This is a genomic window from uncultured Altererythrobacter sp. (assembly GCF_913057185.1).
GTDB classification, from domain to species: Bacteria; Pseudomonadota; Alphaproteobacteria; order Sphingomonadales; family Sphingomonadaceae; genus Erythrobacter; species Erythrobacter rubellus.
The window spans coordinates 467,799-493,671 of record NZ_CAJXNK010000001.1 but is presented as its reverse complement, the minus strand read 5'-3'; the positions used below and the strand labels follow the sequence as shown (position 1 = coordinate 493,671).

The following is a 25,873-nucleotide window of genomic DNA, read 5'->3' as shown; positions in this document are numbered from 1 at the left end:
CAAAGGAGCAGCGCCCAAATGTCCGATACGGCTACAATTTCCACCCTTGATGGCGATGCAGATTTCAACGCCTATGTCGCGCGTCCTGAAGGCACAGCTAAAGCTGCGGTTATTGTGATCCAGGAGATTTTTGGCGTGAACCAGGGCATTCGTCGCAAATGCGATAGCTGGGCTGCGGAAGGATACCTGGCGGTTGCACCTGATCTGTTCTTTCGTATGAAGCCCGGACTCGAACTCGACCCTGACGTTGAGGCGGAGTTTAACGAAGCTCTTGATTATTTTGGAAAATATAATCCGGACGATGGCGTCAAGGACATCGAGGCAACAATACATTGGATCCGTAGAGATGCCGGCGTGAACAAGGTTGGTTGTGTGGGGTACTGCCTTGGAGGGAAGCTTGCCTACATGACCGCCGCACGGACGGACATTGATGCTTCTGTCGGCTACTACGGTGTGATGATCGACCAGATGCTGGGTGAAAAACACGCAATAGCCAACCCATTGCTATTACACATTCCAACCGCTGACCATTTCGTTGGCCCCGAAGCGCAGGCCGCAATGCACGCAGGTCTTGATGACCATCCACGCGTGACCTTGTACGACTATGAAGGGTTGGACCACGGTTTCGCAACCGAGAGTGGAAACCGGCGAGATGAACTAGGCGCTCAGCTGGCTGATGGCCGCACCAAAGCATTTTTTGCAGAGCATCTGTCATGAGCCCGGCTGCCAAAGGCCTCAAACGCTGGCATGAAGTGATCGAAGGTGGAAGTGAACCAGCCGCCCTAACAAACGTCATGCGCGAAGACGCTGTGTTTCACTCTCCGGTTGTACACACACCGCAAAAAGGGCGCCCGATCGTCGTTGCCTATCTAACCGCCGCCGGACAAACGCTCGGCAATGACAGTTTTCAATATCTGCGCGAAGTTGTGGACGGGAACACCGCGGTGCTCGAATTCCAGACAGAGATGGACGGTATTCAGGTCAACGGCATCGACATGATAACCTTTGACGACGAGGGTTTGATCACCGATTTCAAGGTGATGGTGCGCCCACTGAAAGCGGTGAACAAGGTCTGGGAAATGATGGGCGCGCAGTTGGAGCTTATGAAGGCGGGTTAACGAGCTCTCACTGCTGAAAACCCGCCCTGAATCTGCTAGAAATTACTGGTTCATGGTTTCGAAGAAGTCTTCGTTGGTCTTCGAATCCTTCATTTTGTCGAGCAGGAATTCCATCGCGTCGACTGTTCCCATCTGCATGAGAATACGGCGCAGGACCCACATCTTCGAGAGGTTGTCCTTGTCGACCAGCAGCTCTTCCTTGCGGGTGCCAGACTTGCCGACATCGAGCGCCGGAAAGATCCGCTTGTCAGCAACCTTGCGATCAAGCACGATTTCCGAGTTACCGGTGCCCTTGAATTCTTCGAAGATTACTTCGTCCATGCGGCTGCCGGTATCGATCAGCGCGGTTGCGATGATGGACAGCGATCCACCTTCTTCGATGTTACGCGCAGCGCCGAAGAAACGTTTCGGGCGCTGCAATGCGTTAGCATCCACACCACCAGTCAGAACCTTGCCTGAGCTTGGAACCACCGTGTTGTAGGCACGGCCCAGACGTGTGATCGAATCGAGCAGGATGACAACATCGTGCTTGTGCTCAACCAGCCGTTTCGCCTTCTCGATCACCATTTCAGCGACCTGGACGTGGCGATTGGCAGGCTCGTCAAAGGTAGAGGAGATCACCTCGCCCTTAACGCTGCGCTGCATGTCCGTAACTTCCTCGGGTCGCTCATCAACCAGCAAAACCAGCAGGAAAACCTCGGGGTGGTTGTCCGTGATCGCCTTTGCGATGTTCTGCAGCAGCACCGTTTTACCCGTACGTGGCGGCGCCACGATCAATGCACGCTGGCCCTTGCCCTGGGGCGCGATAATATCGATCACTCGTGCAGACTTGTCTTTGACTGTCGGGTCAACCTGATCGAGGTTGAGCTTCTTGTCGGGATAGAGCGGAGTAAGGTTGTCGAAATTGGTGCGCATGCGCACTGCGTCCGGCGTGTCAAAGTTGACGGTAGTCAGACTTGTCAGCGCGAAATAGCGTTCGCCTTCTCTGGGTGCGCGAATTTCACCTTCGACAGTGTCCCCGGTGCGCAAACCCCATTTGCGTATTTGGTTAGGCGAGACATAGATATCGTCCGGCCCAGCTAGATAGTTTGCCTCGGGCGAGCGCAAAAATCCAAAGCCATCTTGCAGCACTTCGATCGTGCCGATGCCCATGATTTTTTCTTCGTATTCGTCATCTTCAGCAAGCTCGCGCAGGATGCTGAACAGCAGATCCTGACGGCGCATAGTGCTTGCGCTTTCAACGCCCAATTCTTCCGCCATCGCGACCAATTCGGCCGGGGTTTTTTCTTTCAAGTCTTTAAGATGCATTTCGATTCTTGTCCGTGTTGGAAAATGTTGGCCGACAGGTCAGTGCCTCGTTTGGGTCCGGAGGCGTTTGGGCTTGGAGAAAGCAGACCTTGGCGTCGCTTGAACGCGATGCCTTGATGCCGGTTAGATGAGTTCGGGATAGAATTGCGCCACGCTATCGTCAATCAGGAATCGTTACCGATTTTACATAGCACGAAAAACCACCACTAGAATTACGATGATAACCAGCAGCAGCCCTGGCAACTCGCCAATCATGCGAAGCTGCTTTTCGCTCAAAGGTCGCTGACCCTTGGCAACCTTCTTCGTCTGCGCGATCAAATACCCGTGAAAGCCCGTCAGAAGGACAACAAAGAGGATTTTGGCGTGTAACCACCCTAATCCGGGTAAACCGTTAAACAAGCCCAGCTGGACGCTCATAAGCAACCCAAACGCCCAAACAATGATCATACTCGGCGTCAGGATTATCTTGCGTAGCAGGTCCATGCGTTTGACCCATAGCGCTTCTTCCTCTGATCCCGGCGCTGAAGGATGCACATAGATCAGCTGGCGCGGGAGCATGAACAGGCCAGCCATCCAGAACACCACGAAGATGATATGGCCGGCCTTGAGCCAAAGGTAAGTCACAGCAATGATGTCCTGCATCGCATGGATATGTAGGTATCCCTCATCGGTCCGTCACCCCCGCATTTGGTTCAAGCGCCGCGAACCGCGGCAACCAACTGCTCAACATGCTCGATCGGTGTAAACTGGCCGATGCCATGACCCAGATTGAAGATATGCGGGCGGTCAGCAAAGGTATCGATGATGAATTCGATCCGATCGGTCATCGCTTTGCCGCCTGCCATCAGCATCAAGGGATCAAGATTGCCTTGCACCGGCATGCCTTGTGGAACTTCCCTGTTTGCCCAGACCGGATCAACCGTTTCATCCAGACCCAGCGCGTCGACACCGGTTTCCTTGGCATATTGCGCCAGCTTTGCACCGGCGCCTTTTGGAAAACCGATAATCGGCGCGTCAGGATGCGATTGTTTGATTGCTGCTGTGATTGTCGCATTGGGCGCAATTACCCAGCGTTCGAACTGGTCAGGCGCCAGACTGCCAGCCCAGCTATCAAACAATTGCACTGCTTCAGCGCCTGCATCGATTTGACCACGCAGATAGCCGATGGTGACATCTACTATCGCATCAATGATCGACTGGAAACGGGCCGGATCCGTGTAAGCCAGCTCGCGCGTCGCGTGCTGATCGCGGCTGCCTTCGCCATTCACCATGTAAGTCGCGACCGTCCACGGACTTCCCGCGAAGCCCAGCATGGTCACATCATCACCGATCATCGCGCGACACTTGCATACCGTCTCGTAAATTGCCTCGAAACGCTCGGGTTGCGCCGTGAAACTCTCAAGCTTTGCATCAAGCAAGCGCGGCGAAAGTTTGGGTCCTTCGCCAGCCAGAAACTCCAGCCCTTGGCCCATCGCATGTGGCACAATCAGGATATCGGAGAACAGGATTGCACCATCAAACCCAAACCGGCGCAATGGTTGGATCGTGATTTCCGCAGCCGCATCACTGTCATACACCAGATCGAGAAAACCGCCCTTCTCCGCTCTCAATTCGCGATACTCAGGAAGGTAGCGCCCAGCCTGGCGCATCAGCCACATAGGTGGTCGGGAAGCCTTATGACCGCGTAAAGTATCGAGAAGCAAACCAGGCATAGGTCTAAGTCCAATCAACTATAATTATATTATATATAAAGATTGTAGAATCTGTTGGCCCTGTGAATATCGGGAACAAGTGACTCCTGCCCAATTTCTCCCGTTATTGCAAAGGTTGTGATTGACCTCGACTCGCGGCTCTGCGGGAGTCGAGTCAAACTTTTGCTTGCTATCAACAGGCTGGGGACAGCTCTAGCTAGATGTTTACAGACCCCTTGGTGAAACACTTGATGGCGGGCATGGATTGGCTCCACGAACTTGTCCTCAGACTTCTCCCGTGGTTTATGCCGGTTCTCGTCCACAGAGCTCTAATCGACAGAGATCGTATTCAACCGGAATAGCAAACATGCACCTACATCTTGTCTCTGACTCGACCGGTGAAACACTGGAGATGATCGCCAAGGCGGCATTGGCGCAATTCGACACTCCCGAGGTTGTTCATCATTTCTGGCCGATGGTGCGCTCGCGCCAGCACCTGGACCGGATTGTGCCTTCGCTGGTGGATAGCCCCGGTCTAGTCCTGTTCACCCTGGTCAATCCAGACACACGAGCGCGTCTGGAGGAGCACTGTCGCCAGATCGGTCTGCCCGCCGTGCCCGTGTTGGATTCGGTAACCGCCGCACTCGAAGTGCAGCTGGGTGAAGAGGCGCATGGCAGGCCTGGCCGCCAACACCTGATGGACGAAGCTTATTTCGGCCGTGTCGATGCAATTCACTATACGATTGCCCATGACGACGGGATTGGCTGGGAAGATTGGGAAGAAGCGGACATTGTTCTGGCTGGTGTATCGCGCAGCTCGAAAACGCCAACAAGCATCTACCTTGCCAATCGCGGGTATAAGGTTGCGAACATCCCCTTGGTAATTGAATCGCCGCCGCCAAAGGTTTTGTTCGGGCTTCGTCACCCCATGGTGGTGGGTTTGACGACCGCTCCGGAACGGCTGGTCCAGGTGCGTCGCAACCGGCTCTTGTCACTCAACGAAGCAACAGAGACATCCTATGTCGATGATGAGCGGGTGCGCGAAGAGGTGCAGTTTGCGCGGCGGATGTTTGCCGACAATGGTTGGCCCGTGATTGATGTAACCCGGCGTTCGATTGAGGAGACAGCAGCGGCGGTGATCCGGTTCATGCAAGAGCGGAAAGACAAAGCGGTAGCGCCGGATGAAAGTGGTGAAGGCGCGATATGATCATCCTGGCCTCCAAAAGTGCGTCACGGCGGGCGATGCTGGATGCAGCAGGGGTCATGTATGAAGCCATGCCGGCACATATAGATGAGCGCGCCGTCGAAGCGGCGCTTTCCGGCTGTTCCCCGGAGGAGATTGCCGAGGCTCTTAGTGTTGCAAAGGCCCAAGCTGTGGCGGCAGACAATGCCGCACGGCTGGTGTTGGGCAGTGATAGCCTGGTCGTGTGCGACGGGCAGCGCTTCGACAAGCCGCAAAGTCGCGAACAGGCAGCCGAGCATCTGCGTTTCTTCTCAGGTAAGGTCATGGAGCTACATAGCGGCGCTGCGATCGTGCGCGATGATACGTGTGAATGGAGCACTACATCTCTGGCCGAGCTTCATGTGCGCGAATTAAGCGAGCAATTTATCGAGCAATATCTCGATGCTGAATGGCCAGAGATCGGCTATTGCGCAGGCGCTTTCCGGATTGAAGCCATGGGCCCGCAATTGTTTGAACGGATCGACGGTGATCAATTCACGGTACTCGGAATGCCGCTGCTGGGTGTACTTGGCGCACTGCGCGACCTGGGTGGGTTGGTTTCATGATCAAGCCCTATGCTGAAGTCATTGGCGACCCAATCGCTCATTCAAAGTCTCCTGCAATCCACAATTTCTGGCTCGAAAAATTGGGGGCTGCACCGACCTATCGTGCCCAGCATGTGTTGAGCGATAAACTTGGCGATTACATCAAATCGCGCCGCAGTGACCCTGAATGGCGGGGTTGCAACATTACGATGCCACATAAACAGGCTGCGATTGATCTGGCTGACCGGCTGGACCCGGTCGCTACACAAATCGGAGCAATCAACACTCTGGTTCGTGAAGGTGACCAGCTCATCGGTTACAACACCGATGCGGTCGGATTCCTTGAACCGCTCCGTGGCGAATTATCGCAAGAACACTATTTTCGGATGGCTCGTGTTCTGGGCACAGGTGGTGCGGCTCGGGCCATTGTTGCCGGCCTTGCCGGACAAGGCTTCACGATAGTTCTTGCAGGACGCAACCCCGACAAGGCAAGGTCTATTCTCGAAGAGGTTGCTCCAAAGGGCCAGCATCACGCAGTACATCTCGATCATTTTGCAGAGCCGACCGACTTTGCCTTCGATGATCGTGATGGGTGCCTGGATCTGGTGGTCAACGCGTCGGCACTGGGTATGCGCGGGCAATCCGAACTCGCATTTGATTGGAGCCACGCACCACCAGGTGCGATTGCCTATGATATCGTGACCGATCCGCTCGACACTGCACTCCTGAGGAACGCCCGCGCCGCCGGACATCAAACATTGGACGGTCTCAATATGCTAATCGGGCAGGCAGCGGCTGCATTCGAGAAGTTCTTCGGGCAAGCCGCGCCGCGCGAGCACGATGCGCAGCTTCGGGAGCTTCTAACGCGATGACAAAGCCTCTCATCATAGGTCTTACCGGCTCGATCGGAATGGGTAAATCGACAGTCGCAGAAATGTTCGAGCGACACGGTGTGCCTGTGTTTGACGCCGATAAAGAAGTCCGTTCCATGCAGGGTCCGGATGGCGAGTTGCTCGAGGCCATCGAAGCTGCTTTTCCCAGATCAACCGGTCCCAAGGGGGTTAAGCGTGACACCCTTGGTCAGCTAGTTTTTGGGGACCCAGATGCCCTCTCCCGGCTGGAGGCGATCGTCCATCCTGCTGTCGCGGCCAAACGCATAGAGTTCATGATTGAACACGGCGGTGCGCCGATGGTGGTCTTCGACATTCCCTTGCTGTTCGAAAAGGGCGGCCATGAAAGCGTGGATACGATTGTTGTTGTGTCGGCGCCGGCCGAAATCCAGCGAAAGCGAGTGCTTGGCCGTGAAGGGATGACGCTTGAGAAGTTCGCGCATATTCTTTCACTGCAAACCCCTGATATAGAGAAGCGCGAGCGCGCTGACCATGTGATCGATACTGGCGTTACTCTGGCTGAAACTGAAGCTGCGGTTGCCGATCTGATCGCACAATTGAGTGCGGAGAGATAAAGCTCTGCCCGTGTTCCGGAATCGCTTGCCAAATCAGAATGCGAGTCCGATAGTAACACCAATGCGGGAAATCGTTTTCGACACAGAGACCACCGGCCTGGACCCTGATTCGGGTGACCGGATGGTTGAAATGGGATGTGTAGAAATAATCAACCGGGTGCCGACCGGGGCCACCTACCACGCCTATTACAATCCCGAACGCGATATGCCTGCTGCCGCTGAAGCGGTGCACGGATTGTCGATTTCCTTCCTCGAAACAAAACCGCTTTTCTCTGCGCAGATCGATGAACTGATCGCGTTTTTGGGGGATGCACCGCTGGTTGCGCACAATGCGGGCTTTGATTTTGGCTTTCTTAATAACGAGCTGAAGCTCATCGGTCGCGAACCTATCAACATGGACCGAATGGTCGACACCGTTGCCATCGCGCGCAAACGCCACCCGGGCGCAAAAGTATCACTTGATGCCCTGTGTACGCGTTATGGCGTTGATCGCAGCCACCGCGTGAAGCACGGCGCGCTGCTTGACGCTGAATTGCTGGCTCAGGTTTACGTAGAGCTGATGGGTGGGCGCCAGATCGGTTTGGAACTGGCGGCTGATAGCCAGTGTGATCGTGTCGCCGCACTAGATTCAACCCACCCGACCAAAGCATCTGGACCGCGGCGCGAGGCCAGGCCGCATGCGGCGAGTGATGCCGAGGTTGCACGCCACAAGAAGTTTCTCGAACGGATCGAAAAACCGATCTGGTTGAATTGAGTACCGGGGGGTTATGTCCCCTACCAATCTTGAGGAGATCCCACACATGGATATTCGCGTATCGGGCCATCAGATCGAAACCGGCGATGCCTTGCGGGAGCATGTGGATAGCCGGCTGGGCGGGATAGTCGAGAAGTACTTTGACCGTGCTATCTCTTCGCATGTCACCTTTGGCAAAGCGCCTGCTGGCATGTTCGCATGCGATATTGTCACGCACGTTATGCAGGGCCTGATTCTGAAAGCACATGCCGATGCAGCTGATGCACATCAGGCTCTGGACGCGGCGTCTGCCAAGATCGACAAACAATTGCGCCGTTACAAAAGGCGCTTGAATGACCGCCATGAGCAAGCCGATTTCGCCCGTGCCGAAGAAGCCGCAGCCTATACGTTCGAAGAGGCTGGCTACACCATCTTTGCCAGTGACGAGGGTGAGGAGGAGCTCCTTCATCATGCTCCACCGATCATTGCAGAGACGAGTGTTGATATTCCCGAGGCCAGTGCAGCTGATGCTGTCATGATGCTCGACTTGCGAGACACCAACGCGCTATTCTTCAAAAATGCTGGAACCGGGCGTCACAATATGGTTTATCGCCGATCCGACGGTTCGATCGGGTGGGTTGAGCCGCGCTAAGGGGTGAACCGCTAGTTTACAGCGGTCAGCCTGAAGAAGATGAACACCATTTGGAAATATTCATCCTGCATGGGATGTGTACCGACTTTTGAAGTCGCTGAAATAGAATATCGGGTTGAAAACAGCTTAAAATGAATGTGAATTTTCAATTACTTCCAGAGGCGATTGCTGCTGCCTGTCTGGAATCCAAAGATTTGGTGCTTGAGCGCGTGAGCGAGCTTTTTTCGGCTTGCTATAATGCGAACGCATCCGATGTGCTTGAAGGGTTGGAAGAGCGCGAGAAACTCGGCTCAACCGGTTTCGGCAATGGCGTTGCGATTCCACATGCTCGCTCTTTGAAGGTGAAGCGCCCTGCGGCGGTTTTGTTGCGCTTGGAAAGTCCTGTTGATTTCGCAGCGGCAGACGGCATGCCCGTCGAGCTGGTGTTCGGACTATTGTCGCCAGAATATGCCGGTGCTGCTCACCTGCATGCATTGGCGGCGATTTCGCGTCTGGCGCGTGATGAACATACGCGTGAGGCTTTGATCGAAGCGCCCAATACGGAAGCCATGTATGCGCTTCTGGCCAGCCATCTAGAGCGTGATGCCGCCTGAGGGGCGCGCCAAAGCAGGGGGCGTCGGCATAGGCGCCGACTTGCATTATCGCGCATTGGAACGCCTGTACGCTTCCGCACCGATCAACGAGACATTCAACTCTCGGCTCGAGATCCCCGGTGAAGGTCGTTCACGGATTACATTCCAGATCGACGAAAGTGTCTTTCATGCGGCTGGCGCTGCACATGGCACCATTTATTTCAAGATGCTCGATGACGCGGCGTTCTACGCTGCCAATTCCCGCACGACTGATCGCTTTCTTCTGACTACCTCGTTCAACCTGCACTTCACCAAGCCTGTGCGGTCGGGCGAAGTGGTGGCCGAAGGGCTCTGGATCAGTGGGAAACGCCGCGTTTTCGTGGCTGAATCGCGGTTGATCGATGCAGAGGGCGAGGAAATCGGCCGCGGAACCGGCACATTCATGCGATCACGCATCGCCTTGTCCGGCTTGCCAGGATATTCGGCAGGGGCGGAGTAAGCACTGTGGACGCGCGCCTACCAGCACATCTGGAAGTTTCAGCCATTATTCGCCTGGTCGAGGCCGCCGGAGGTTTCGCAGTGGTTACCGCCAAGGGCGAAAGAGATGCCGGAACGATCCTTATCTTAACTTTCTATCGCGGTGAGAATGCAGTTCTTTTCGAAAAGATGCCGCAATTGGATGGTTCGCGACCGTTTCTTGCTGCAAAGCAGCAAAACCCTAAAAACCATGAAGAAATTTTCGAATACATTGAGCGACGCAAGCAACAAGACCCCGATACCTGGGTTTTGGAGGCAGATATCGCTGATGGCGCACAGTTCATCGCATCCTTGCCGCGTTAACTTGACCTCCGTGGAAAGTCGCCTATTTGCCCCGCCAGCTTCTAGGCGCGTAGGCGGCGTATGCTCGGCAATGAGGTCGAGCTCGCTAGCACGCAGACGGGGGGCGGCCGGCAGGCCATGAAATTGGACCACTTATTGAATACCAAAAGGTATCGGTCCCAGCCTGCGACGGAGCTAGCTCACCGCTTAAAATAACGGACAATATGACCCGAAGGAGCCATGGGCTCGGGATTGCTGCTGCGGCAGTGGCTCTCGCCCTGACATTCGCAAGTGCTGAACTTTCAAGCGCTTTAGCTCAGGACACGGATCCTGAGGCTGCGGTGGCCATCGATGTCGCTGCTGATGCCGAACCGGCATCATTCCCTGTTTTCGTCGCACAAGAAGTGGTTCAGCCACTCGCCGAGCCGAGCGAAGAGGTTTCCTCTGAAACCCGCGCAACTTCGCTGCGGGAACTTGTTTCCGAAACTGAAACCGATTTTACACTGTCAGAGCAGATGCGCTGCCTCGCCGGCGCGATCTACTTTGAAGCGCGCGGCGAGCCGCTTTCCGGTCAGCTGGCTGTGGCACAAGTTGTGATCAACCGCGCGGACAGTTCGCGCTTTCCATCAAGCTATTGCGGCGTTGTTTATCAGCGCGCCCAATTCTCATTCGTTCGTGGCGGTGCTATGCCCCGTATCAATACAGGCTCGAAAGCTTGGAAACGCGCGAAGGCAATCGCTCGCATCGCGCATGAAGGTATGTGGGAATCAGAGGCTGAAGACGCGCTCTATTTCCACGCGAAATATGTGAGTCCGAGCTGGAGCCGGAAGAAAACGGCCCGCGCTACAATCAACCAGCATATCTTCTATCGGTAAGGAATTCCCGCATTCATAATATTGAGAGGGCTCGTCTGGGAACAGGCGGGCCCTTTTGGTTTTTGAGCGCTTTAGTCCCGCAACACTGCCCAAACAGGTGCATGGTCGCTGGCTTTTTCGCGCCCGCGATGGTCCTTATCGACTCCTACAGCCTCCAACCTGTCTGCAGTTTCCGGGTTGAGCAGAATGTGATCGATCCTGAATCCATGATCTCGCTGCCATGCGCCCGCTTGATAATCCCAATATGTCCAAACGCCACCGCGCGGATTGTGGGCGCGCAGCGCATCCGTCCAGCCATCGGCTAGTAGACGTGCATAGGCCCCACGAGATTCCGGCTGCATCAGCGCATCTTCGGCCATCGCCTTGGTTGCCCAGACGTCATTATCCTCCGGAATAACGTTGAAATCGCCCAGCACAGCCGCTGGCACCTCCTCAGCCCAGATTTGCGCCATGCGCTCGCGCAGTTTCGCCATCCAGGCAATCTTATAGTCAAATTTCGGCCCAGGCTGCGGATTGCCGTTTGGCAGGTAAATGCAAACAATCCGTACACCGCCAACATCGACCTCAAGATAGCGGGCCTGTTCGCCCTCGCCATCGTTCGGGCCGTCGATCCTCAAGCCGCGCTGAACCTCTGCGGGTTGACCAAGGCCAGCTTCTTTGTCGACCAGAATGGCGACACCGTTGAAGCTCTTCTGACCATGCCAGATTGCGTGATAGCCAACGTCTTCAAATTCATGGGCCGGAAAATTCTCGTCCATGCTTTTGATTTCCTGCAGGCATGCGACGGTTGGCCGGGTTTCCGTGAGCCATTCCTTCAACCGCGGCAGCCGCGCTTTGATGCCATTAATATTGTAGGTCGCGATTTTCATGAGGCGACTAGTGCCCGAAGATCACGCGCGATCAAACACCTTTATTGCGAGTGATCCTGCTGACCACAAAGGCCCCAACCCTATATCCCGAAGCTGGACCCGCAGCCGCAACCCGCCGCCGCTTGCGGGTTTTCGACTCTGAAGGCCGCACCCCCGAGAGATTCTACGAAGTCGACCACACTGCCGGAAACCAGATCAAGACTGATCGGATCAACCACTAACTTCACACCAGCGGTCTCGCTGATGGAATCGTCTTCCTCGGCGGCATCAGCCAGATCGAATTTGTACTGAAAGCCTGAACATCCACCCCCCTCGACTGAAAGGCGCAGGATTGCGGGTTTGGACTGCTTCTCGGCAATCCAGGATACGCGCTTTGCCGCAGCCGGTGTCAGAGTGAGTGTTTCAGCCATGATGGAGCAAATTTAGGGTGCGAATGCCCAAACAGCAAGCTCCGCGCGCCCGATCAGGCGGTTTGGATATATTCGCGCAGGGCCTCTGCCTCGTGCTCGACCTCATCGGTGTGGTATTTCACTAGGTCGCCGATCGAAATAAACGCGACCATGGCACCGTTCTCCATTACGGGGAGGTGACGGATCCTGCGCCTTGTCATCAGCGCCAATGCTTCGTTGATCAGACTTGTTGTTTCGACGGTGATGGGCGGCGCAGTCATCACATCTGTGAGTGGGCGATTGAGGCAGGCTTCACCCTCGTTCGCCAGCTTGTAGATCACATCACGTTCGGAAAATATCCCGACAACCGAACCACCGCGCATCACAGGCACAGCGCCAATCCGCTTTTTTGCGAGCAGGGCGACGGCCTCTCGCATAGTGTCGTTTGAGTAGCAGGAGATGACTTCGGCGCCGCGGCGTCCCTCAATGATCCGCGCGATTGTCATGGGTTTTCTCCTCTCTTGTCTGATTCCTTGCAAAACATGCCACCTTCTTTGCGAAAAGGCGAATCTATCGGTTCACAATGGACATTGCATCGCGGCTTGCGAGGCCCCATGTCGCAGCACATGGTCAGTAAATCGCCGCTTGATGATCCCGAGAACGCCGCATACGCCTGGGCACGCTACCGCCGGATCATGCGATTCATGTTCATGCTGACCGTGGGTGTGGTGCTGATTGCAATCGCGCTACTCTACAAATTCAACGGTGCAGTCTCGATCCATTTCTACATCGCCGTCGCTTTGGGGATCGGCTTCACCATGCTGCTAACCAGTGCATTGATGGGGTTGGTTTTCCTGTCAAACGGCACCGGGCATGACGCATCGGTCGACAACAACCTGCCAAGACATGACGAAGACTAGCCCACGTTGAAGGTTGATGGCGACTGCGGTCAGTCGTTCGAAAGCCGGAACTCTTCGACTGGCGTTCCGCCAACCAGATGTTCCTGGATAATGCGCTCCAGCACGTCAGGGCTTGCCGAGTGGTACCAGACGCGGTCGGGATAGACTACAGCGATGGGCCCGGCGGCACAAACCTGCAGGCAATCTGCCTTGGTGCGCTGAACCCCACCGCAAGGCCGGCCTTCGGGATTGATCCGTTTGGGCCCGGCCAATTTCAGCTCGTTCAATCGGCGCTTGAGAAACTGCCACGAGGCCACACCTTTTTCACGCGCGCAACATTTCTGCTTTTCGCTCATCGCACACAAAAAGACATGACGGTCGATCGTTTCGCCGCCTAGCTTTGCGAGGCCCAGTCGGGCGTCATCCAGAGGGCTGCGATCAGGCATTGATGCGTTGCCGGATTGGCTAGCGGCGCTTGCCGGCAATCCGGGCGATTTCGGCCTGAACCATCTTTTCGACCATTCCAGGCAGGTTTGTGTCGAGCCATTCGGCCAGCATCGGGCGCAGCATATCGCGGACCATGCCTTCGAGCGATGTTTCGCCCGAGCGGACGATCTGTGGTCTTGCACCGGGCTCTGCCAGCATCGCCAGCGCTTCGAAATTGTCGCGCATCGATTTTTGGACCGCGTCCGTCGTCAGCGAAGTGTCAGCAATCTCGCCGTCATCGGCGAACTCCATTTCGCCCAGATCGAGGACATCATCCTCGTCCGCAATCGCGCCACCTTCTTCCGGGATACGCACAGCAGGTGGAATCTCGCGATTGTCACGCGCGATAACCTTCTTGATTGATTCAAGAATTTCTTCGACCGATGCTTCGTTATTGCTGTGCGCCATTGCGCCGTACACCCCTGATTTTTCAACTGCCGAGTTGGCCCAAGGTCTCTGTGACGTCAATAATTTGTCACGTCACCCGATTCATCAGGCGGCCCAATCATCGCGTCAGCAGCCGGGATGTCAACGGTTCTGGTTGAATTTGCCTCTGGCTCCGGGTCGCGCTGCCAATCGAAGATCTTGCTCCTGACCCGGTCGTAATTGACCTGAGGATCATAGAGAACGCCGCCAGTATCGAGATTGAGGTCGCGTGCTTCAGCCCGGCCCATCGCCGCCAGCACGCTGAATCCCGCGACATAGGCATTGCGCCGGGCTGTCACCAATTGCGCGCGGGCAGAAAGTAATTCCTGCTCGGCGTTGAGAACGTCCAGAATCGTACGATTGCCTATCGAGTTTTCGGCCCGCACACCTTCCAGACTGAGTTCGGCTGCGGAAACCGCCGCCTCGGAACTTTCGATCACCGCCCGCGACGCTTGCCAGCTGGCATAGGCGGCGCGAGTTTGCGCGATGATGCTACGCTCTGTGGCGATCACGTTCTCAAGAGCAGCGGTCTCGCGTGCAAAGGCCTGACGTTGCTGAGCTGCGGGGCGACCACCCTGAAAAATTGGCACAGTCACCTGAACACCGATGTTGGCGGTGGTTTCATCCTGCGCAAAATTGGCTGAGATCGGGCCGCCCAAAGTGCCATAGAAATCGGTGTAGTCGTAATTCACAAAGCCGCCGATCTTCGGCAGGCGGCCAGCACCCGCCACTTCCGAATCATAGCCCGCCGCGTCCGCACGTTCCTTTGCCGCGATCAGATCGGGGTTGTTGTCGAGCGCGGTGACCACAGCTTCACCCACAGTATCGGGCAAGCCTGGCAGCGGTGGCGGCGCCTGAAGATCCTGCGGCGCTCGACCTATCAGCTGGATATATGTCTCGCGTGCAGAAATCAGATTTGCTTGTGCATTGCGGAAATCGCTTTGCGCCAGGGCCAGCCGCGATTGTGATTGCGCAATGTCGGTACGCGTAAGCTCGCCGATCTCGAAACGGTCATTGGTCGCTTCAAGGTTGATCGTGAGCACTTCGACCTGGTTGCCGGCAAGCATAGCCAGCGCTTCAGTGCGCAGCACATCCATATAGGCCGCGACCACCTGGCTGAAAACCGAACTTTCCGTCCCACGGAGATCAGCCTGACCTGCAGCCACGCGTTCCTTGGCGGCTTTGATGCCATTATTGACCGCGCCGCCAGAGTAGATCGGGACCGTCAAATCCAATCCAGCCGAAAAACGCCGCTCGGGCGCAGTGAAGCTGTTGGGCGAGACCTTGGTGAACTCGATATGATTGGCGACCGCGCTGACATCAATGCCGCCCCGCGATGCTTGAATCGGGACATCTTCATCGGTTGCGCGCTGCTGCGCGCGCGCAGCTTCCAATGAAGGGTTTGCTTCGTAAGCTGCCGCCAATGCTTCGCGCAGCGTATCAGCCTGCGCAGTGGCCGGAACCATTGCGGAGCTTAGAACGAGTAACGCGGCTGTGCGCCGGCAGGTCTTGCTCCGCATCATCAGATTAGAAGCTCCATTCCTTGGGCTTGTCGAAAGCGTGCAGCACGGGAATTCCGATATCGGCAAGCGGCTGTAGCACGACGTTTCCAGCCACTTTGCGCCCTGTTGCGAGGCGGGTGACGCCGCGCTCAACCACACCGGTTACGATCCTGCCATTATCTTTGAGGCGCTTAGCCAGCGTATCGGGCAGTTCCTCGATCGCGCCATCGATCAGGATTAGTGAATAGGTCTTGCGACCCTTCTTGCCGTCGACAATCTCTTTGACCGATTTGGTGTCGAGCTTGCCGACCAATGGCTTGACCAACTCAGCAAGAAAGGCCGAGCCACTCGTGACCACGAGCGCATTGTCATCCAGGCCCGGACGCGCTTCGGCCAGCATCTTGCCGTGAACTATAGGTGCGGCGAGAAATGCGCCATCACCCAGAGGAATCGCGCGGTCCATATAGGCAATGGACTTGGCGCCGGCTGGCACGAAATCTTCGCGAGCAACGCCGCCCATTCGCGCGATTACGAATGGCTCGTTCACGCCGCTGGTGCGCAGCTGGCTGTCAATCATTGCCCTGCGGGCGGCGGAGGAATCAGTCTTTGTCATGGCATTCACCGGCTGTATTACATACACAATACACTACGTCAACCATCTCTAGCCTTTGTGCGCTCGTCAGCCAAGTTCTTTGCAACTCATGCGCTATTGTTTGCAATTGGATGATGGACTTAGAAGTGCCACGGAGCCAAAGGGTACGGGAATCGACCGACAGGAGCACAGCTTCGATGAGCGACATGACAATTATCCGCGAAGACGATCTGATTGAAACGATCACGGACGCGCTGCAGTATATCTCTTACTATCATCCGATGGATTACATTCAGGCGCTCGGTGAAGCCTACAAGGTGGAACAAGGGCGAGCCGCCAAAGACGCGATCGCCCAAATTCTGACGAACAGCCGGATGTGCGCAGAGGGGCATCGCCCGATTTGCCAGGATACGGGCATCGTCAATGTTTTCATCAAATGGGGCCAGAACTGCCGCCTCGAATCGGCCAAGAGCCTGCAGGATGTCGTCGATGAAGGCGTAAAACGCGCGTACAATCACCCTGAAAACAAGCTGCGCGCTTCGATTCTGGCTGACCCGGCGTTCACGCGGCGCAATACGCGCGACAACACACCCTGCGTGCTCTCTGTAGAGATGGTCCCGGGCAGCACTATCAGCATTGATGTGGCTGCAAAGGGCGGCGGCAGCGAGAACAAGTCCAAGTTCAAAATGATGAACCCATCGGACAATATCGTCGATTGGGTGGTCGAACAGATCCCCTCGATGGGCGCGGGCTGGTGTCCTCCGGGCATGCTGGGCATCGGGATCGGCGGCACAGCAGAGCATTGCATCAAGCTGGCCAAACAAAGCCTGATGGACCCGATCGATATGGCGCAGCTGAAGCAGCGCGGGCCCCAGAACGATATCGAACAGCTGCGGATTGACATCTTCGATGCGGTCAACGCGCAAGGCGTGGGCGCACAGGGCCTGGGCGGCCTTTCGACTATTCTCGATGTGAAGATTCTTGATTGGCCGTGTCACGCAGCGGGCAAGCCTGTGGCGATGATCCCGAACTGCGCCGCCACCCGCCATGCCCATGTGACTATGGATGGCTCTGGCCCGGTCTTTCTGCCGCAACCCGATCTGGACGCTTGGCCCAAGGTTGAATGGACGCCTGATAGCGAAGCCAAACGGGTTGATCTCGATAATCTTACCCCCGAAGAGGTTGCGAGCTGGAAAGCCGGCGATCGCTTGCTCTTGAACGGCGCGATGCTGACCGGGCGCGACGCGGCGCACAAACGCATTCAGGACATGCTGGACAAGGGCGAAGAGCTACCGGTCGAATTCAAGGGCCGCGCCATCTATTATGTCGGCCCGGTTGACCCCGTCATGGGCGAAGTCGTCGGCCCAGCTGGCCCGACCACCGCGACCCGCATGGACAAATTCACCGAGATGATGCTCGATCTCGGTCTGCTTGCCATGATCGGAAAGGCAGAGCGCGGACATGACGCGGTTGAAGTCATCAGCAGGTACAAAGTGTCCTATCTGATGGCGGTTGGTGGGGCGGCTTATCTCGTCAGCCGCGCGATCAAAGAGGCCAAAGTGGTTGCATTTGAAGACCTCGGCATGGAAGCGATTTACGAGTTCACCGTGAAAGACATGCCTGTGACCGTCGCTGTCGATAGTCATGGGACTAACGTCCACAAATTGGCACCGGCGCAGTGGAAGGCACGGATCGCAAAGGGAAAATTGCTCGAAAACAGCTGATCGGCAAAACCTGCTGACTCGATGAACTTTCGATGAACGGCATATCATGCCCGATGACGGATTCGCCTTTCCGAACGGGCGCGGGTAATGTCGATTCCAATGAGTAAAGTCGCAAACAGCAAGCCCGTGAGGGTTACATTCAAGCTGGTCCTGATTTCCATCATCGTCTTGTGGGCGGTTTATTACGCCTTGGCTTCGCTTCGCTGGGAGATTCTTGGCTTCGGCATGTCGGGCGAAATGATGGTGTTGCGCGCTATCGTCGTGATCGGCGGCGTGGCTGTAACTATCGCTTTGTGGCTGTTCTTGCGTTTCTTTGATGCGAAACCGCTCTGGGCCAAAGTGACTGCGGCGCTGATTCTTTCGCTCCCTGCTGCGCTTGTATTGGCGCAGATGAACAATCTTGTCTTCTCAACCATGAATGAGCGGATGGAGGAAGTGTTCATCGACATCATCGGTGGCGACGATGAGCTGGATGAAAGCGAATATAGCGAAGAAAGCGAAGCAGAGGCGATCGCACGAGCTGACGTGGAAGCGAACCTTCTCAAGGAACGCGATGCCTATTTTGAGCGGCAGCAAGCGTCTCTTGGGTTGTTCGCGTTTATTGGACCGCTCGCAGATATCGCCTTCAGCCGCTATTTTCTGATGCTGGCATGGTGCTCGATATATCTGGCCCTGCTGACCAGCGAGAAAGTGCGCGTGGCGGAACGGCGCGCGAGCGAATTCCGCGAAGTTGCGAAGGCTTCCGAGCTGCGATCACTCCGCTATCAGGTCAACCCGCACTTCCTGTTCAATACATTGAACTCGCTGTCATCCATGGTGATGACAGGCAAATCACAAGCAGCCGAGCAAATGATCCAGACCATGTCGCGCTTCTATCGCCATAGTCTGGCTGACGATCCGACCTGCGACGTTCCGCTCGATGACGAGTTCGACTTGCAGCAGCTCTATCTTGAAATCGAGGCTGTTCGCTTCCCCGAGCGCCTCAAGAGCATCTTCGATTTGCCGGCAGATCTTGCCGACGCTCGAGTGCCCGGCATGATCCTCCAGCCATTGATCGAGAATTCCGTCAAATATGCGGTCTCGCCAGTGAACCGCCCTGTGACGATCACGGTTGAAGCTCGCGAAGAATTTGACCGGCTTGTTATCGTTGTCCGCGACGATGGGCCCGGTGTTCCCGAGAGCGCCAAACACGGTTTCGGTATTGGTCTGGCCAATGTCCGTGACCGTCTGGAGGCTCGCTTTGGTTCGGACATTGTGCTCGAATCCGGCCCTGTTCCTGGCGGCTATCGCACCGAAATGCGCATACCGTTGACCCGCAATGGCAGACACTGAACCCCCCGAAGCGCCGCTGCGCACATTGATCGTCGATGACGAGCCACTCGCGGTGGAGCGCATCCAAGTGATTTGCGCCGAGGTCGAGACTATCAATGTTGTTGGCACCGCTAGCGATGGCGCCGCCGCGCTGCGCTTGGCCGAGAAGCTGTCGCCCGATCTGGTCTTGCTCGATATGACCATGCCGGAACTTGACGGGTTGGGAGTAGCGAAGGAGCTTGCCAAATACAGCAATCCCCCCGCAGTAATCTTTGTCACCGCCCATGATCACTTCGCCGTCGAAGCGTTCGATCTCGATGCAATCGACTATGTGTTGAAACCGGTTGCATCGGATCGGCTTGCGCGGGCTATCGAACGCGCGGCTTCGCGTCGTGGCAATAACGGCGCAAGCAAGGGCGAATGGCTCGAAGAACTTTGGGTGCCGCACCGCTCTGAATTGTTGCGTATCGCGGTAAGCGAAGTGAGCCGGATCGATGCCGAGCGAGACTATGTTCGCTTGCATGTAGGCGAACGCAGCTATCTCTTGCTGCAAACTATCGCCGGGTTGGAGCAACGGCTCGACCCAACCGAATTCATCCGCATCCACCGTTCAACGATTCTGCGCAAGGACCGTATTCGGGGCTTGTGCCATGATGGTTTGGGGGTGTGGTCAGCTGAACTGGAAAACGGCGATGCCTTGCGGATCGGCCGAACATATCTGCCGAAAGTAAAGGCGATGGCCGGCCGCTAGGCTCTTCTTGCGGTTCCTCAAAAAAGAAGCGGCCTGAACCCTGGGACTGGTATGGGTTCAGGCCGCTAGTCTGCACAGAATTGTGCAGGTCTGTTTGGCAGGGTCAGCCGCCCCGCCTTTGTTCTTCAATTACTGCCGCCAGGGTGCTTTTCGCTTGGCGCTAGGCCGATGCGATGCAACGGCGTTGGTCGCGCGATACCGTGCGGGTTCCGGTCGTGTGTCTGCCCAAACCGCAAGTCTTGCGTGCCGCGATTGTGATCCGTTGATCGAGCTCTTTCTGACCAGCTTCGGTCGAAAGATCCAAATCCTCGTAGGTGACATTGGACTGGCTGGTCTGATTGTCAGCGCCAGCCAAGGCAGGGGCTGCGATCAACATCGCGCCAACACCTGCCGCTGCAAGTATGCCTTGTCTCATGCTATCCTCCTTTCACAGCCGAGCATAAAAAGGGGGTGAGCCCGCGCTGTGTGATTGTGTTATACCAGCTGCTGAGGAGGCATCAGCGCAAGCTCGACGATGGAAGCAAGCAGTCCGATCGGTGCGAGGGTGGCCGGACCGATTGCATAAACCAACCGACGCACAGCTATTTCCAACCGACGGGTGATTACGTAACAATGTCACAATGGCTTTAGTGTTCATCTTTCTAATGGGGATTGGCAATTTCGCGTTGCATAAGGCGGTGCTTGAGGGCGGCCACCCACTGCTTGGGCAAATGCCATGGATTGTTCACAAGCTCGGCGGTCGGATAACCTTGGTGACCGAATTCCTTGTTCTGCTGGCAGCTTTGCTACTCGCAGCGAACGGCTGGCCTGGGCTCGCCTGGGCGTATCTTGCCTATACCGGTCTCAACGCGATTGCAGCCTGGCTGATCCTGACGGACCGCGTTTAGCATCTTCACCCGCGCCGCCGATCTGCTAGGCGTGGGATTATGCCAATTCACGCAAGCACCACTTTGTTCCATGTCAGTGACACGCATTTCGGCGTCGAGGACCGCGCGGCTATGGCTTGGTTCGAGAATGCAGTGCGGGAAGAACGACCTGACGCGCTTGTTTGCACCGGTGACCTCACTCAGCGCGCCACACATCAGCAATATGCAGCGGCGGCTGAGTGGTTTGCTGGCCTCAACACCCCCATCATGCTGCAGCCGGGCAACCATGACATGCCCTACTACAATTTGTGGGAGCGCTTCCGCAGTCCATTTGCGCGCTTTGGCGCGTTGGACAAGGCGGTAGGGGCCCAGCTAGAGCTTGAGCACGCATTGATCGTGCCTTTTGATACCAATGTGCCCGCACAAATGCGCTGGCCATGGTCCGACGGGGTTGTCACACGCAAGAAACTCGATGCAGCCCTCAACCGGCTAGCAGAATTACGCGATGACCCCAGACCCAAGATTATCGCGTGCCATCACCCGCTTTTGCCAGAGCGCGACGGGGCGAAAAATCCGACAATTCGTGGAGACCTGGCGTTCAAGGAGCTGGCCGCAGCGGGCGCAACGGTTGTGCTGACGGGGCACGTTCATTTCCCGTTTGACCAGATCCGCTCGCGTGACAATTTCGCAATGCGGATGATCGGGGCTGGCACCTTATCAACGCGTCTGCGCAAAGGCGCACCGCCATCCTACAATGTCTTGCGGATCGACCAGACCGGTTTGATCGACGTTGAAAAACGCGATTTTGCTCTCTGAGCGCAGAAACAAAAAAGGGCGACCTGAACAGGCCGCCCTCTTGCTTTGAGCCAAAGAGCTGGGAATCAGCGCTTCGAGAACTGGAAGCTCTTGCGTGCTTTCGCCCGGCCGAATTTCTTACGCTCGACCACGCGGCTGTCGCGGGTCAGGAAGCCAGCGGCCTTCACTGTTGAACGCAGTGCAGGCTCATATTTGGCGAGAGCCTGGCTGATGCCGTGCTTTACCGCACCGGCCTGGCCCGAAAGCCCGCCACCACGCACGGTAGCGACGATGTCGTACTGGCCTTCACGCTCTGTGATCGCGAACGGCTGGTTTATGATCAGGCGCAGCGTAGGGCGTGCAAAGTACACTTCTTGATCGCGGCCGTTGACGGTCACCTTGCCAGTGCCCGGCTTCAACCAGACGCGGGCAACCGCATCCTTACGACGGCCAGTTGCATATGCGCGGCCATACTGATCGAGTTCCTGCTCGCGCAATGGAACCTCAGCAACAGCTGCGATCTCGGCTGCATCACCTGCTGGTGCGTCGCCAGCGATTTCCTTCAGATCCGACAGATCCGAAACGGTTTCGTTTTTGGTTTCGTCAGCCATTATGCGGTGACCTTGTTCTTGCGGTTCATGGAAGCAACGTCGAGCACTTCAGGGTGCTGCCCGTCATGCGGGTGCTCGGTGCCATTGTAGAGGTGCAGTGCACGCATCTGCTGACGGCCGAGCGGGCCGCGCGGAATCATGCGTTCGACAGCCTTTTCAAGCACGCGCTCTGGGAAACGGCCCTCCAGGACCTTCGCCGGAGTGGTTTCCTTGATACCGCCCGGGTGGCCGGTGTGCTTGTAATAGACCTTATCAGACATCTTCTTGCCGGTGAATTTCACCTTGTCGGCATTGATGACGATCACATGGTCACCGCAATCAACATGCGGAGTGTAGCTCGGCTTGTGTTTGCCGCGCAGGATATTGGCAATGATCGAAGCGACGCGGCCAACAACCAGCCCGTCTGCATCAATCAGGTGCCATTTCTTTTCGACCTCTGCCGGCTTTGCCGACTGAGTCTGCTTGTTAAGCGCCTTCATGGGTTCACATTCCTAAATAAAACAAGCCGCAACCAAATGCCGCGGCTTCGAATCGCACTGACAACTTATGCTGCGGTTGCGAGAACATGGCGCAAATGTCGCGTGAAGGCGCGCAAGTCAAGCAAAACCGCGCCTTTCGGGGGAGGTAAAATAATACCACCACCTCCCTAAGTGTCAGATTGCGCGCAACTCCCAGTGCTCGGACGAGATTTGTTCGGTGTCGCAAATCCGCGTCACAACCTGTCTTTCAGCCCGATCAAGCAGCCCACTCAATGGCTGGGACGTGACTGAATAGATTACTTCGAACACTCCGCTGCGCCCGTCAGGCAGAGTGATCGGGCGCCTGTCCGCAAAGCCGTTGTTGCGCGGAAAGAAAAGGTCGCGTGGCAGGCGATCAAGCAAGGAATTGCCGGCGGCCTGCACTTGTGCAAGCGCGGCGCGCAATTGCTGTTGCTGTGTTGTTGATGCGCCGTTCCTTGCAGCCATCTGCTGCGCCACTTCAATCGCGCGATCAACGTCGGATGTTAACTCAGCCTCACCTGCTGATACGATCAGGGAAGGGGCAGTAAATAAGCGCGCTCATGCCTTGTGTGCTTTGCGCAGACCGTCCGAATGCATGCCCCAGGCAGCGCTCGCAACCACCAGGGCGCCGACCAATTGGTGCGACACTGCCACCCACAGAGAGACTTCGGTAAGTACGGTTGCGATGCCGAGCAGGAACATTGTCCCGAATGCGCTGTGGATCGCGATTGAAGCTGGGCGATCACTCTTGCGTATACGCCGCGCGAGCCACACCAGCGCCGCCACCGCCACCCAGGCCCACCAACGATGGAGGAAATGCAGCAGGAATGGATCATGTGTCAGCGCCCAAAGCCAGCCGCGCGACAGGTCTGGCTGAGGCAGGAACTGCCCGTTCATCAGGGGCCAGTCATAGGCGGCATGTCCCGCATTGAGCCCCGCCACCCACGCGCCAAGCAGCAACTGGATAAACAGTATGGCGGCTATGATCGTCGAGGCACCAGTCAGACCAGCAGGCTGCGCGGTTGAATCGCGCCCGAGCATCTGCAAGTCACGCGCGGTCCAGACCAAACCGCCCAACAAGAACAGCGCGGTCAGCAGATGCGCCGATAGCCGGAAATGGCTGACATCGGTGAGATCAGTGCCAACGCCCGATGCAACCATGTACCAACCCAGCGCGCCCTGTCCGCATATCAGCGCGAACAATGCCAGCAGCCGCCCCTTGTAACCGGCAGGAATTGCCCGGCGTATCCAGAACCACACCATTGGCAGCAGAAAGGCGAGCCCGATCAGACGCCCCAGAATGCGGTGGAACCATTCCCAGAAATAGATGAACTTGAATGCAGCCAGATCCATTCCCGCAGGCCCGCTTTCGAAGCGATACTCGCCGGTTTGACGGTAGAGATCGAATTCTGCCTGCCACGCTTGATCGGTCAGCGGCGGCAAAATGCCCGTGACGAGGCTCCAATGCGTGATGGATAGCCCGCTTTCCGTGAGGCGCGTGATCCCGCCTACCATGACAATGATGATGACCATCAAGGCCACTACGTAAAGCCATTTGGCCAGCACCAGCGGCCGCCCTTTGACGGCGCGAGAATAATCGCTTTCCGGAACAGGTGCAGCAGAGTTCGCCATACCCGCTAACTGCGCAGCACGGCATCAAAGTGCAAGTCCAAACGATGCAACACCAATTGAGAAATCGGCATGCCTGCCAAAACTGCGACTTGAAAGATGATACACTATAACATAGAAGGCACTCCACAGTATGACTGAGTACAGCATCTCGATTCGGCGGCGGATGGACCGCGCTGGCATCTGGCTTTCCAGCCTGTGCTTGCTTCATTGCGCGCTGACGATTCTGGTCGTTTCGGTGTTGGGCGCCGGCAGCCACTTCTTTCTTTCGCCGGAAATCCATCGCGTAGGTCTGGCGATTGCATTGATTATCGCGGCAGTTGCGATTGGCTGGGGCGCCTTGCGTCATCGCCGCGCTGCACCCTTCGTTACGGCTATGGTGGGCCTGACCTTTATGGGCGGCGCCCTGGCGATGCCGCACGGCTTCTGTGAAGTGATCTTCACCATGATCGGTGTGGCCCTGGTTGCCACGGGCCACTTTCTTAATATGCGAAGCCACTTGCCAGCGCAGCAATGACGCTTATGTCGCGCAGACATGAGCGACACGAAGACAATCACTTTGAACGGCGAACCACGCCAGACCACAGCGGCCACTATTGCGGACCTCGTGCGCGAGCTCGAACTTGAGCCGGCCAAGGTTGCGGTCGAGTGCAATCGCGAAATCGCGCCGCGATCAACTCTGGAGCAGGCGTCGTTGAATGATGGAGATGTGCTGGAGATCGTCCACTTCGTGGGTGGCGGCTCTCAGGCAGCGGACGATACATGGACGGTTGCGGGCCGCACATTCAAGTCTCGCCTGATCGTTGGGACTGGCAAGTATAAGGATTTCGAACAAAACGCCGCAGCGGTTGAAGCTGCGGGCGCAGAGATCGTCACCGTGGCTGTGCGCAGGGTGAATGTCAGCGACCCGAAGGCGCCGATGCTGACCGATTATATTGACCCCAAGAAGGTGACTTACCTGCCCAACACCGCCGGATGCTTTACCGCAGATGATGCGATCCGCACCTTGCGGCTGGCACGCGAAGCGGGCGGTTGGGATCTCGTGAAACTCGAAGTTCTGGGCGAAGCGCGCACGCTCTATCCCAATATGAAGGAAACCCTAGAGGCGACCGAGGTGCTCGCCAAAGAGGGTTTCCTGCCGATGGTTTACTGCGTTGATGATCCGATCGCCGCGAAGCAGTTGGAAGACGCGGGCGCTGTGGCAGTGATGCCCTTAGGCGCGCCAATCGGCTCCGGGCTAGGCATTCAGAACCAGGTCACAATCCGCCTGATTGTCGAAGGTGCGAGTGTGCCCGTGCTGGTCGATGCAGGGGTTGGCACCGCCAGTGACGCAGCGGTTGGTATGGAATTGGGCTGCGAGGGAATCCTGATGAATACTGCGATCGCAGAGGCGAAAGACCCGATCCGTATGGCGCGCGCAATGAAACTTTCAGTGGAGGCTGGCCGTGAAGCCTATTTGGCTGGCCGGATGGGCCGCCGCATGTATGCCGATCCATCAAGCCCGCTCGCCGGGCTTATTTAGC

35 protein-coding genes are annotated in these 25,873 nt (G+C 56.6%); 20 read left to right on the top strand and 15 right to left on the bottom strand.

Going from position 1 to position 25,873, the window contains the following annotated elements:
* Positions 1-18 precede the first annotated feature (18 nt).
* Positions 19-717, top strand: a complete 699-nt coding sequence (locus QZ487_RS02440) for a dienelactone hydrolase family protein (RefSeq protein WP_296023178.1) — start codon at positions 19-21, stop codon at positions 715-717.
* On the top strand, positions 714-1,118 hold the full coding sequence (locus tag QZ487_RS02435; protein WP_285976186.1) for a nuclear transport factor 2 family protein: 405 nt from the start codon (positions 714-716) through the stop codon (positions 1,116-1,118). Before QZ487_RS02440 ends, QZ487_RS02435 begins: the two co-directional genes overlap by 4 nt.
* 42 nt (positions 1,119-1,160) lie before the next feature.
* On the opposite strand, the gene rho is transcribed toward QZ487_RS02435, so the two are convergent.
* The 3 genes from rho to hemE form a co-directional block, all read right to left on the bottom strand.
* Entirely contained in the window at positions 1,161-2,426 is a 1,266-nt protein-coding gene (gene rho / locus QZ487_RS02430; RefSeq protein WP_285976185.1) for a transcription termination factor Rho, read from the bottom strand.
* Between the two features lie 183 nt (positions 2,427-2,609).
* Entirely contained in the window at positions 2,610-3,068 is a 459-nt protein-coding gene (locus QZ487_RS02425; RefSeq protein ID WP_296023176.1) for a CopD family protein, read from the bottom strand.
* A 50-nt stretch (positions 3,069-3,118) separates the two neighbouring features.
* Positions 3,119-4,138 (bottom strand): uroporphyrinogen decarboxylase, encoded by a 1,020-nt coding sequence (gene hemE, locus QZ487_RS02420; RefSeq protein ID WP_285976183.1) that lies wholly within the window; start codon positions 4,136-4,138, stop codon positions 3,119-3,121.
* A 337-nt stretch (positions 4,139-4,475) separates the two neighbouring features.
* Between hemE and QZ487_RS02415 the strand changes: the two genes are divergently transcribed.
* From QZ487_RS02415 to QZ487_RS02370, 10 genes are all read left to right on the top strand, one after another.
* Entirely contained in the window at positions 4,476-5,324 is an 849-nt protein-coding gene (locus QZ487_RS02415; protein ID WP_296024100.1) for a pyruvate, water dikinase regulatory protein, read from the top strand.
* On the top strand, positions 5,321-5,905 hold the full coding sequence (locus tag QZ487_RS02410) for a nucleoside triphosphate pyrophosphatase (protein WP_296023173.1): 585 nt from the start codon (positions 5,321-5,323) through the stop codon (positions 5,903-5,905). The genes QZ487_RS02415 and QZ487_RS02410 overlap by 4 nt, the downstream gene beginning before the upstream one ends.
* Positions 5,902-6,756 (top strand): shikimate dehydrogenase, encoded by an 855-nt coding sequence (aroE, locus tag QZ487_RS02405; protein ID WP_296023172.1) that lies wholly within the window; start codon positions 5,902-5,904, stop codon positions 6,754-6,756. Before QZ487_RS02410 ends, aroE begins: the two co-directional genes overlap by 4 nt.
* On the top strand, positions 6,753-7,349 hold the full coding sequence (gene coaE / locus QZ487_RS02400) for a dephospho-CoA kinase (protein ID WP_296023171.1): 597 nt from the start codon (positions 6,753-6,755) through the stop codon (positions 7,347-7,349). Before aroE ends, coaE begins: the two co-directional genes overlap by 4 nt.
* Positions 7,350-7,410: 61 nt before the next feature.
* The gene (dnaQ, locus tag QZ487_RS02395) at positions 7,411-8,103 is read left to right on the top strand and encodes a DNA polymerase III subunit epsilon (RefSeq protein ID WP_296023169.1); all 693 of its coding nucleotides are present in this window, start codon (positions 7,411-7,413) and stop codon (positions 8,101-8,103) included.
* 46 nt (positions 8,104-8,149) lie between these two features.
* The gene (gene raiA / locus QZ487_RS02390; protein ID WP_296023168.1) at positions 8,150-8,734 is read left to right on the top strand and encodes a ribosome-associated translation inhibitor RaiA; all 585 of its coding nucleotides are present in this window, start codon (positions 8,150-8,152) and stop codon (positions 8,732-8,734) included.
* Positions 8,735-8,865: 131 nt separating this feature from the next.
* Positions 8,866-9,327: a PTS sugar transporter subunit IIA gene (locus QZ487_RS02385; RefSeq protein ID WP_296023166.1), complete on the top strand. Its 462-nt coding sequence runs from the start codon at positions 8,866-8,868 to the stop codon at positions 9,325-9,327.
* On the top strand, positions 9,317-9,805 hold the full coding sequence (locus tag QZ487_RS02380) for a PaaI family thioesterase (protein WP_296023165.1): 489 nt from the start codon (positions 9,317-9,319) through the stop codon (positions 9,803-9,805). Before QZ487_RS02385 ends, QZ487_RS02380 begins: the two co-directional genes overlap by 11 nt.
* A 5-nt stretch (positions 9,806-9,810) precedes the next feature.
* Complete coding sequence (locus QZ487_RS02375) at positions 9,811-10,146, top strand: DUF1491 family protein (RefSeq protein ID WP_296023164.1); 336 nt, start codon at positions 9,811-9,813, stop codon at positions 10,144-10,146.
* A gap of 203 nt (positions 10,147-10,349) precedes the next feature.
* Positions 10,350-11,000 carry a cell wall hydrolase gene (locus QZ487_RS02370; RefSeq protein WP_296023163.1) on the top strand — a complete coding sequence of 217 codons (651 nt, stop codon included), beginning with the start codon at positions 10,350-10,352 and terminating at the stop codon, positions 10,998-11,000.
* Positions 11,001-11,071: 71 nt separating this feature from the next.
* On the opposite strand, the gene xth is transcribed toward QZ487_RS02370, so the two are convergent.
* The 3 genes from xth to QZ487_RS02355 form a co-directional block, all read right to left on the bottom strand.
* On the bottom strand, positions 11,072-11,869 hold the full coding sequence (gene xth, locus QZ487_RS02365; protein WP_296023161.1) for an exodeoxyribonuclease III: 798 nt from the start codon (positions 11,867-11,869) through the stop codon (positions 11,072-11,074).
* Positions 11,870-11,949: 80 nt separating this feature from the next.
* The gene (erpA, locus tag QZ487_RS02360) at positions 11,950-12,279 is read right to left on the bottom strand and encodes an iron-sulfur cluster insertion protein ErpA (protein WP_285976173.1); all 330 of its coding nucleotides are present in this window, start codon (positions 12,277-12,279) and stop codon (positions 11,950-11,952) included.
* 53 nt (positions 12,280-12,332) lie between these two features.
* Positions 12,333-12,764, bottom strand: a complete 432-nt coding sequence (locus tag QZ487_RS02355) for a CBS domain-containing protein (protein WP_296023160.1) — start codon at positions 12,762-12,764, stop codon at positions 12,333-12,335.
* Between the two features lie 120 nt (positions 12,765-12,884).
* Between QZ487_RS02355 and QZ487_RS02350 the strand changes: the two genes are divergently transcribed.
* Positions 12,885-13,178 (top strand): hypothetical protein, encoded by a 294-nt coding sequence (locus QZ487_RS02350; protein ID WP_296023159.1) that lies wholly within the window; start codon positions 12,885-12,887, stop codon positions 13,176-13,178.
* Positions 13,179-13,207: 29 nt separating this feature from the next.
* Here QZ487_RS02350 and QZ487_RS02345 read toward each other — a convergent pair whose 3' ends face one another.
* From QZ487_RS02345 to QZ487_RS02330, 4 genes are all read right to left on the bottom strand, one after another.
* Positions 13,208-13,603, bottom strand: coding sequence for a (2Fe-2S) ferredoxin domain-containing protein (locus QZ487_RS02345; RefSeq protein ID WP_285976170.1), 396 nt, complete (start codon positions 13,601-13,603; stop codon positions 13,208-13,210).
* A 19-nt stretch (positions 13,604-13,622) separates the two neighbouring features.
* Positions 13,623-14,051: a DUF2497 domain-containing protein gene (locus QZ487_RS02340; protein ID WP_285976169.1), complete on the bottom strand. Its 429-nt coding sequence runs from the start codon at positions 14,049-14,051 to the stop codon at positions 13,623-13,625.
* 56 nt (positions 14,052-14,107) lie between these two features.
* Positions 14,108-15,535, bottom strand: coding sequence for a TolC family outer membrane protein (locus QZ487_RS02335; RefSeq protein WP_296023157.1), 1,428 nt, complete (start codon positions 15,533-15,535; stop codon positions 14,108-14,110).
* Between the two features lie 61 nt (positions 15,536-15,596).
* Positions 15,597-16,184, bottom strand: coding sequence for a protein-L-isoaspartate O-methyltransferase (locus tag QZ487_RS02330; protein WP_296023155.1), 588 nt, complete (start codon positions 16,182-16,184; stop codon positions 15,597-15,599).
* 176 nt (positions 16,185-16,360) lie between these two features.
* Here QZ487_RS02330 and QZ487_RS02325 point away from each other — a divergent pair, with 176 nt between their 5' ends.
* The 3 genes from QZ487_RS02325 (at position 16,361) to QZ487_RS02315 (ending at position 19,949) form a co-directional block, all read left to right on the top strand.
* Positions 16,361-17,887, top strand: a complete 1,527-nt coding sequence (locus tag QZ487_RS02325; RefSeq protein ID WP_296023154.1) for a fumarate hydratase — start codon at positions 16,361-16,363, stop codon at positions 17,885-17,887.
* A 99-nt stretch (positions 17,888-17,986) separates the two neighbouring features.
* Positions 17,987-19,219 (top strand): sensor histidine kinase, encoded by a 1,233-nt coding sequence (locus QZ487_RS02320; RefSeq protein ID WP_296023153.1) that lies wholly within the window; start codon positions 17,987-17,989, stop codon positions 19,217-19,219.
* Complete coding sequence (locus QZ487_RS02315) at positions 19,206-19,949, top strand: LytTR family DNA-binding domain-containing protein (RefSeq protein WP_296023152.1); 744 nt, start codon at positions 19,206-19,208, stop codon at positions 19,947-19,949. The genes QZ487_RS02320 and QZ487_RS02315 overlap by 14 nt, the downstream gene beginning before the upstream one ends.
* Before the next feature lie 160 nt (positions 19,950-20,109).
* Here the strand turns inward: QZ487_RS02315 and QZ487_RS02310 are convergent, their stop codons facing one another.
* On the bottom strand, positions 20,110-20,364 hold the full coding sequence (locus QZ487_RS02310; protein WP_296023151.1) for a UrcA family protein: 255 nt from the start codon (positions 20,362-20,364) through the stop codon (positions 20,110-20,112).
* Positions 20,365-20,569: 205 nt separating this feature from the next.
* Between QZ487_RS02310 and QZ487_RS02305 the strand changes: the two genes are divergently transcribed.
* Both QZ487_RS02305 and QZ487_RS02300 read left to right on the top strand, forming a co-directional pair.
* Positions 20,570-20,836, top strand: coding sequence for a hypothetical protein (locus tag QZ487_RS02305; RefSeq protein ID WP_296023150.1), 267 nt, complete (start codon positions 20,570-20,572; stop codon positions 20,834-20,836).
* Positions 20,837-20,875: 39 nt separating this feature from the next.
* On the top strand, positions 20,876-21,631 hold the full coding sequence (locus QZ487_RS02300) for a metallophosphoesterase (RefSeq protein ID WP_296023149.1): 756 nt from the start codon (positions 20,876-20,878) through the stop codon (positions 21,629-21,631).
* Between the two features lie 65 nt (positions 21,632-21,696).
* Here QZ487_RS02300 and rpsI read toward each other — a convergent pair whose 3' ends face one another.
* From rpsI to QZ487_RS02280, 4 genes are all read right to left on the bottom strand, one after another.
* Positions 21,697-22,221, bottom strand: a complete 525-nt coding sequence (rpsI, locus tag QZ487_RS02295; protein WP_296023148.1) for a 30S ribosomal protein S9 — start codon at positions 22,219-22,221, stop codon at positions 21,697-21,699.
* A complete protein-coding gene (gene rplM, locus QZ487_RS02290; protein ID WP_285976159.1) occupies positions 22,221-22,700 on the bottom strand; it encodes a 50S ribosomal protein L13 in 480 nt (159 codons plus the stop codon). Before rplM ends, rpsI begins: the two co-directional genes overlap by 1 nt.
* Positions 22,701-22,874: 174 nt before the next feature.
* Positions 22,875-23,186: a hypothetical protein gene (locus QZ487_RS02285; protein ID WP_296023147.1), complete on the bottom strand. Its 312-nt coding sequence runs from the start codon at positions 23,184-23,186 to the stop codon at positions 22,875-22,877.
* A 93-nt stretch (positions 23,187-23,279) separates the two neighbouring features.
* Positions 23,280-24,353 carry a COX15/CtaA family protein gene (locus QZ487_RS02280; RefSeq protein ID WP_296023146.1) on the bottom strand — a complete coding sequence of 358 codons (1,074 nt, stop codon included), beginning with the start codon at positions 24,351-24,353 and terminating at the stop codon, positions 23,280-23,282.
* Between the two features lie 130 nt (positions 24,354-24,483).
* Here QZ487_RS02280 and QZ487_RS02275 point away from each other — a divergent pair, with 130 nt between their 5' ends.
* Complete coding sequence (locus tag QZ487_RS02275) at positions 24,484-24,867, top strand: MerC domain-containing protein (protein WP_296023145.1); 384 nt, start codon at positions 24,484-24,486, stop codon at positions 24,865-24,867.
* An 18-nt stretch (positions 24,868-24,885) separates the two neighbouring features.
* On the top strand, positions 24,886-25,872 hold the full coding sequence (gene thiS, locus QZ487_RS02270) for a sulfur carrier protein ThiS (RefSeq protein WP_296023144.1): 987 nt from the start codon (positions 24,886-24,888) through the stop codon (positions 25,870-25,872).
* Position 25,873: the final 1 nt, after the last annotated feature.

Bases quoted from the DNA above. Each gene is read 5' to 3' on its own strand.
- QZ487_RS02330 (WP_296023155.1), bottom strand. From the start codon at position 16,184: ATGACAAAGACTGATTCCTCCGCCGCCCGCAGGGCAATGATTGACAGC.
- QZ487_RS02300 (WP_296023149.1), top strand. From the start codon at position 20,876: ATGCCAATTCACGCAAGCACCACTTTGTTCCATGTCAGTGACACGCAT.
- rpsI (WP_296023148.1), bottom strand. From the start codon at position 22,221: ATGGCTGACGAAACCAAAAACGAAACCGTTTCGGATCTGTCGGATCTG.
- QZ487_RS02355 (WP_296023160.1), bottom strand. From the start codon at position 12,764: ATGACAATCGCGCGGATCATTGAGGGACGCCGCGGCGCCGAAGTCATC.
- QZ487_RS02315 (WP_296023152.1), top strand. From the start codon at position 19,206: ATGGCAGACACTGAACCCCCCGAAGCGCCGCTGCGCACATTGATCGTC.
- dnaQ (WP_296023169.1), top strand. From the start codon at position 7,411: ATGCGGGAAATCGTTTTCGACACAGAGACCACCGGCCTGGACCCTGAT.
- QZ487_RS02275 (WP_296023145.1), top strand. From the start codon at position 24,484: ATGACTGAGTACAGCATCTCGATTCGGCGGCGGATGGACCGCGCTGGC.
- rho (WP_285976185.1), bottom strand. From the start codon at position 2,426: ATGCATCTTAAAGACTTGAAAGAAAAAACCCCGGCCGAATTGGTCGCG.
- QZ487_RS02285 (WP_296023147.1), bottom strand. From the start codon at position 23,186: ATGGCTGCAAGGAACGGCGCATCAACAACACAGCAACAGCAATTGCGC.
- erpA (WP_285976173.1), bottom strand. From the start codon at position 12,279: ATGGCTGAAACACTCACTCTGACACCGGCTGCGGCAAAGCGCGTATCC.
- aroE (WP_296023172.1), top strand. From the start codon at position 5,902: ATGATCAAGCCCTATGCTGAAGTCATTGGCGACCCAATCGCTCATTCA.
- QZ487_RS02325 (WP_296023154.1), top strand. From the start codon at position 16,361: ATGAGCGACATGACAATTATCCGCGAAGACGATCTGATTGAAACGATC.
- QZ487_RS02350 (WP_296023159.1), top strand. From the start codon at position 12,885: ATGGTCAGTAAATCGCCGCTTGATGATCCCGAGAACGCCGCATACGCC.
- QZ487_RS02340 (WP_285976169.1), bottom strand. From the start codon at position 14,051: ATGGCGCACAGCAATAACGAAGCATCGGTCGAAGAAATTCTTGAATCA.
- coaE (WP_296023171.1), top strand. From the start codon at position 6,753: ATGACAAAGCCTCTCATCATAGGTCTTACCGGCTCGATCGGAATGGGT.
- QZ487_RS02280 (WP_296023146.1), bottom strand. From the start codon at position 24,353: ATGGCGAACTCTGCTGCACCTGTTCCGGAAAGCGATTATTCTCGCGCC.
- QZ487_RS02380 (WP_296023165.1), top strand. From the start codon at position 9,317: ATGCCGCCTGAGGGGCGCGCCAAAGCAGGGGGCGTCGGCATAGGCGCC.
- QZ487_RS02345 (WP_285976170.1), bottom strand. From the start codon at position 13,603: ATGCCTGATCGCAGCCCTCTGGATGACGCCCGACTGGGCCTCGCAAAG.
- hemE (WP_285976183.1), bottom strand. From the start codon at position 4,138: ATGCCTGGTTTGCTTCTCGATACTTTACGCGGTCATAAGGCTTCCCGA.
- QZ487_RS02370 (WP_296023163.1), top strand. From the start codon at position 10,350: ATGACCCGAAGGAGCCATGGGCTCGGGATTGCTGCTGCGGCAGTGGCT.
- QZ487_RS02335 (WP_296023157.1), bottom strand. From the start codon at position 15,535: ATGGTTCCGGCCACTGCGCAGGCTGATACGCTGCGCGAAGCATTGGCG.
- QZ487_RS02435 (WP_285976186.1), top strand. From the start codon at position 714: ATGAGCCCGGCTGCCAAAGGCCTCAAACGCTGGCATGAAGTGATCGAA.
- rplM (WP_285976159.1), bottom strand. From the start codon at position 22,700: ATGAAGGCGCTTAACAAGCAGACTCAGTCGGCAAAGCCGGCAGAGGTC.
- thiS (WP_296023144.1), top strand. From the start codon at position 24,886: ATGAGCGACACGAAGACAATCACTTTGAACGGCGAACCACGCCAGACC.
- QZ487_RS02385 (WP_296023166.1), top strand. From the start codon at position 8,866: ATGAATGTGAATTTTCAATTACTTCCAGAGGCGATTGCTGCTGCCTGT.
- QZ487_RS02305 (WP_296023150.1), top strand. From the start codon at position 20,570: ATGGCTTTAGTGTTCATCTTTCTAATGGGGATTGGCAATTTCGCGTTG.
- QZ487_RS02310 (WP_296023151.1), bottom strand. From the start codon at position 20,364: ATGAGACAAGGCATACTTGCAGCGGCAGGTGTTGGCGCGATGTTGATC.
- QZ487_RS02320 (WP_296023153.1), top strand. From the start codon at position 17,987: ATGAGTAAAGTCGCAAACAGCAAGCCCGTGAGGGTTACATTCAAGCTG.
- xth (WP_296023161.1), bottom strand. From the start codon at position 11,869: ATGAAAATCGCGACCTACAATATTAATGGCATCAAAGCGCGGCTGCCG.
- QZ487_RS02425 (WP_296023176.1), bottom strand. From the start codon at position 3,068: ATGCAGGACATCATTGCTGTGACTTACCTTTGGCTCAAGGCCGGCCAT.
- raiA (WP_296023168.1), top strand. From the start codon at position 8,150: ATGGATATTCGCGTATCGGGCCATCAGATCGAAACCGGCGATGCCTTG.
- QZ487_RS02440 (WP_296023178.1), top strand. From the start codon at position 19: ATGTCCGATACGGCTACAATTTCCACCCTTGATGGCGATGCAGATTTC.
- QZ487_RS02410 (WP_296023173.1), top strand. From the start codon at position 5,321: ATGATCATCCTGGCCTCCAAAAGTGCGTCACGGCGGGCGATGCTGGAT.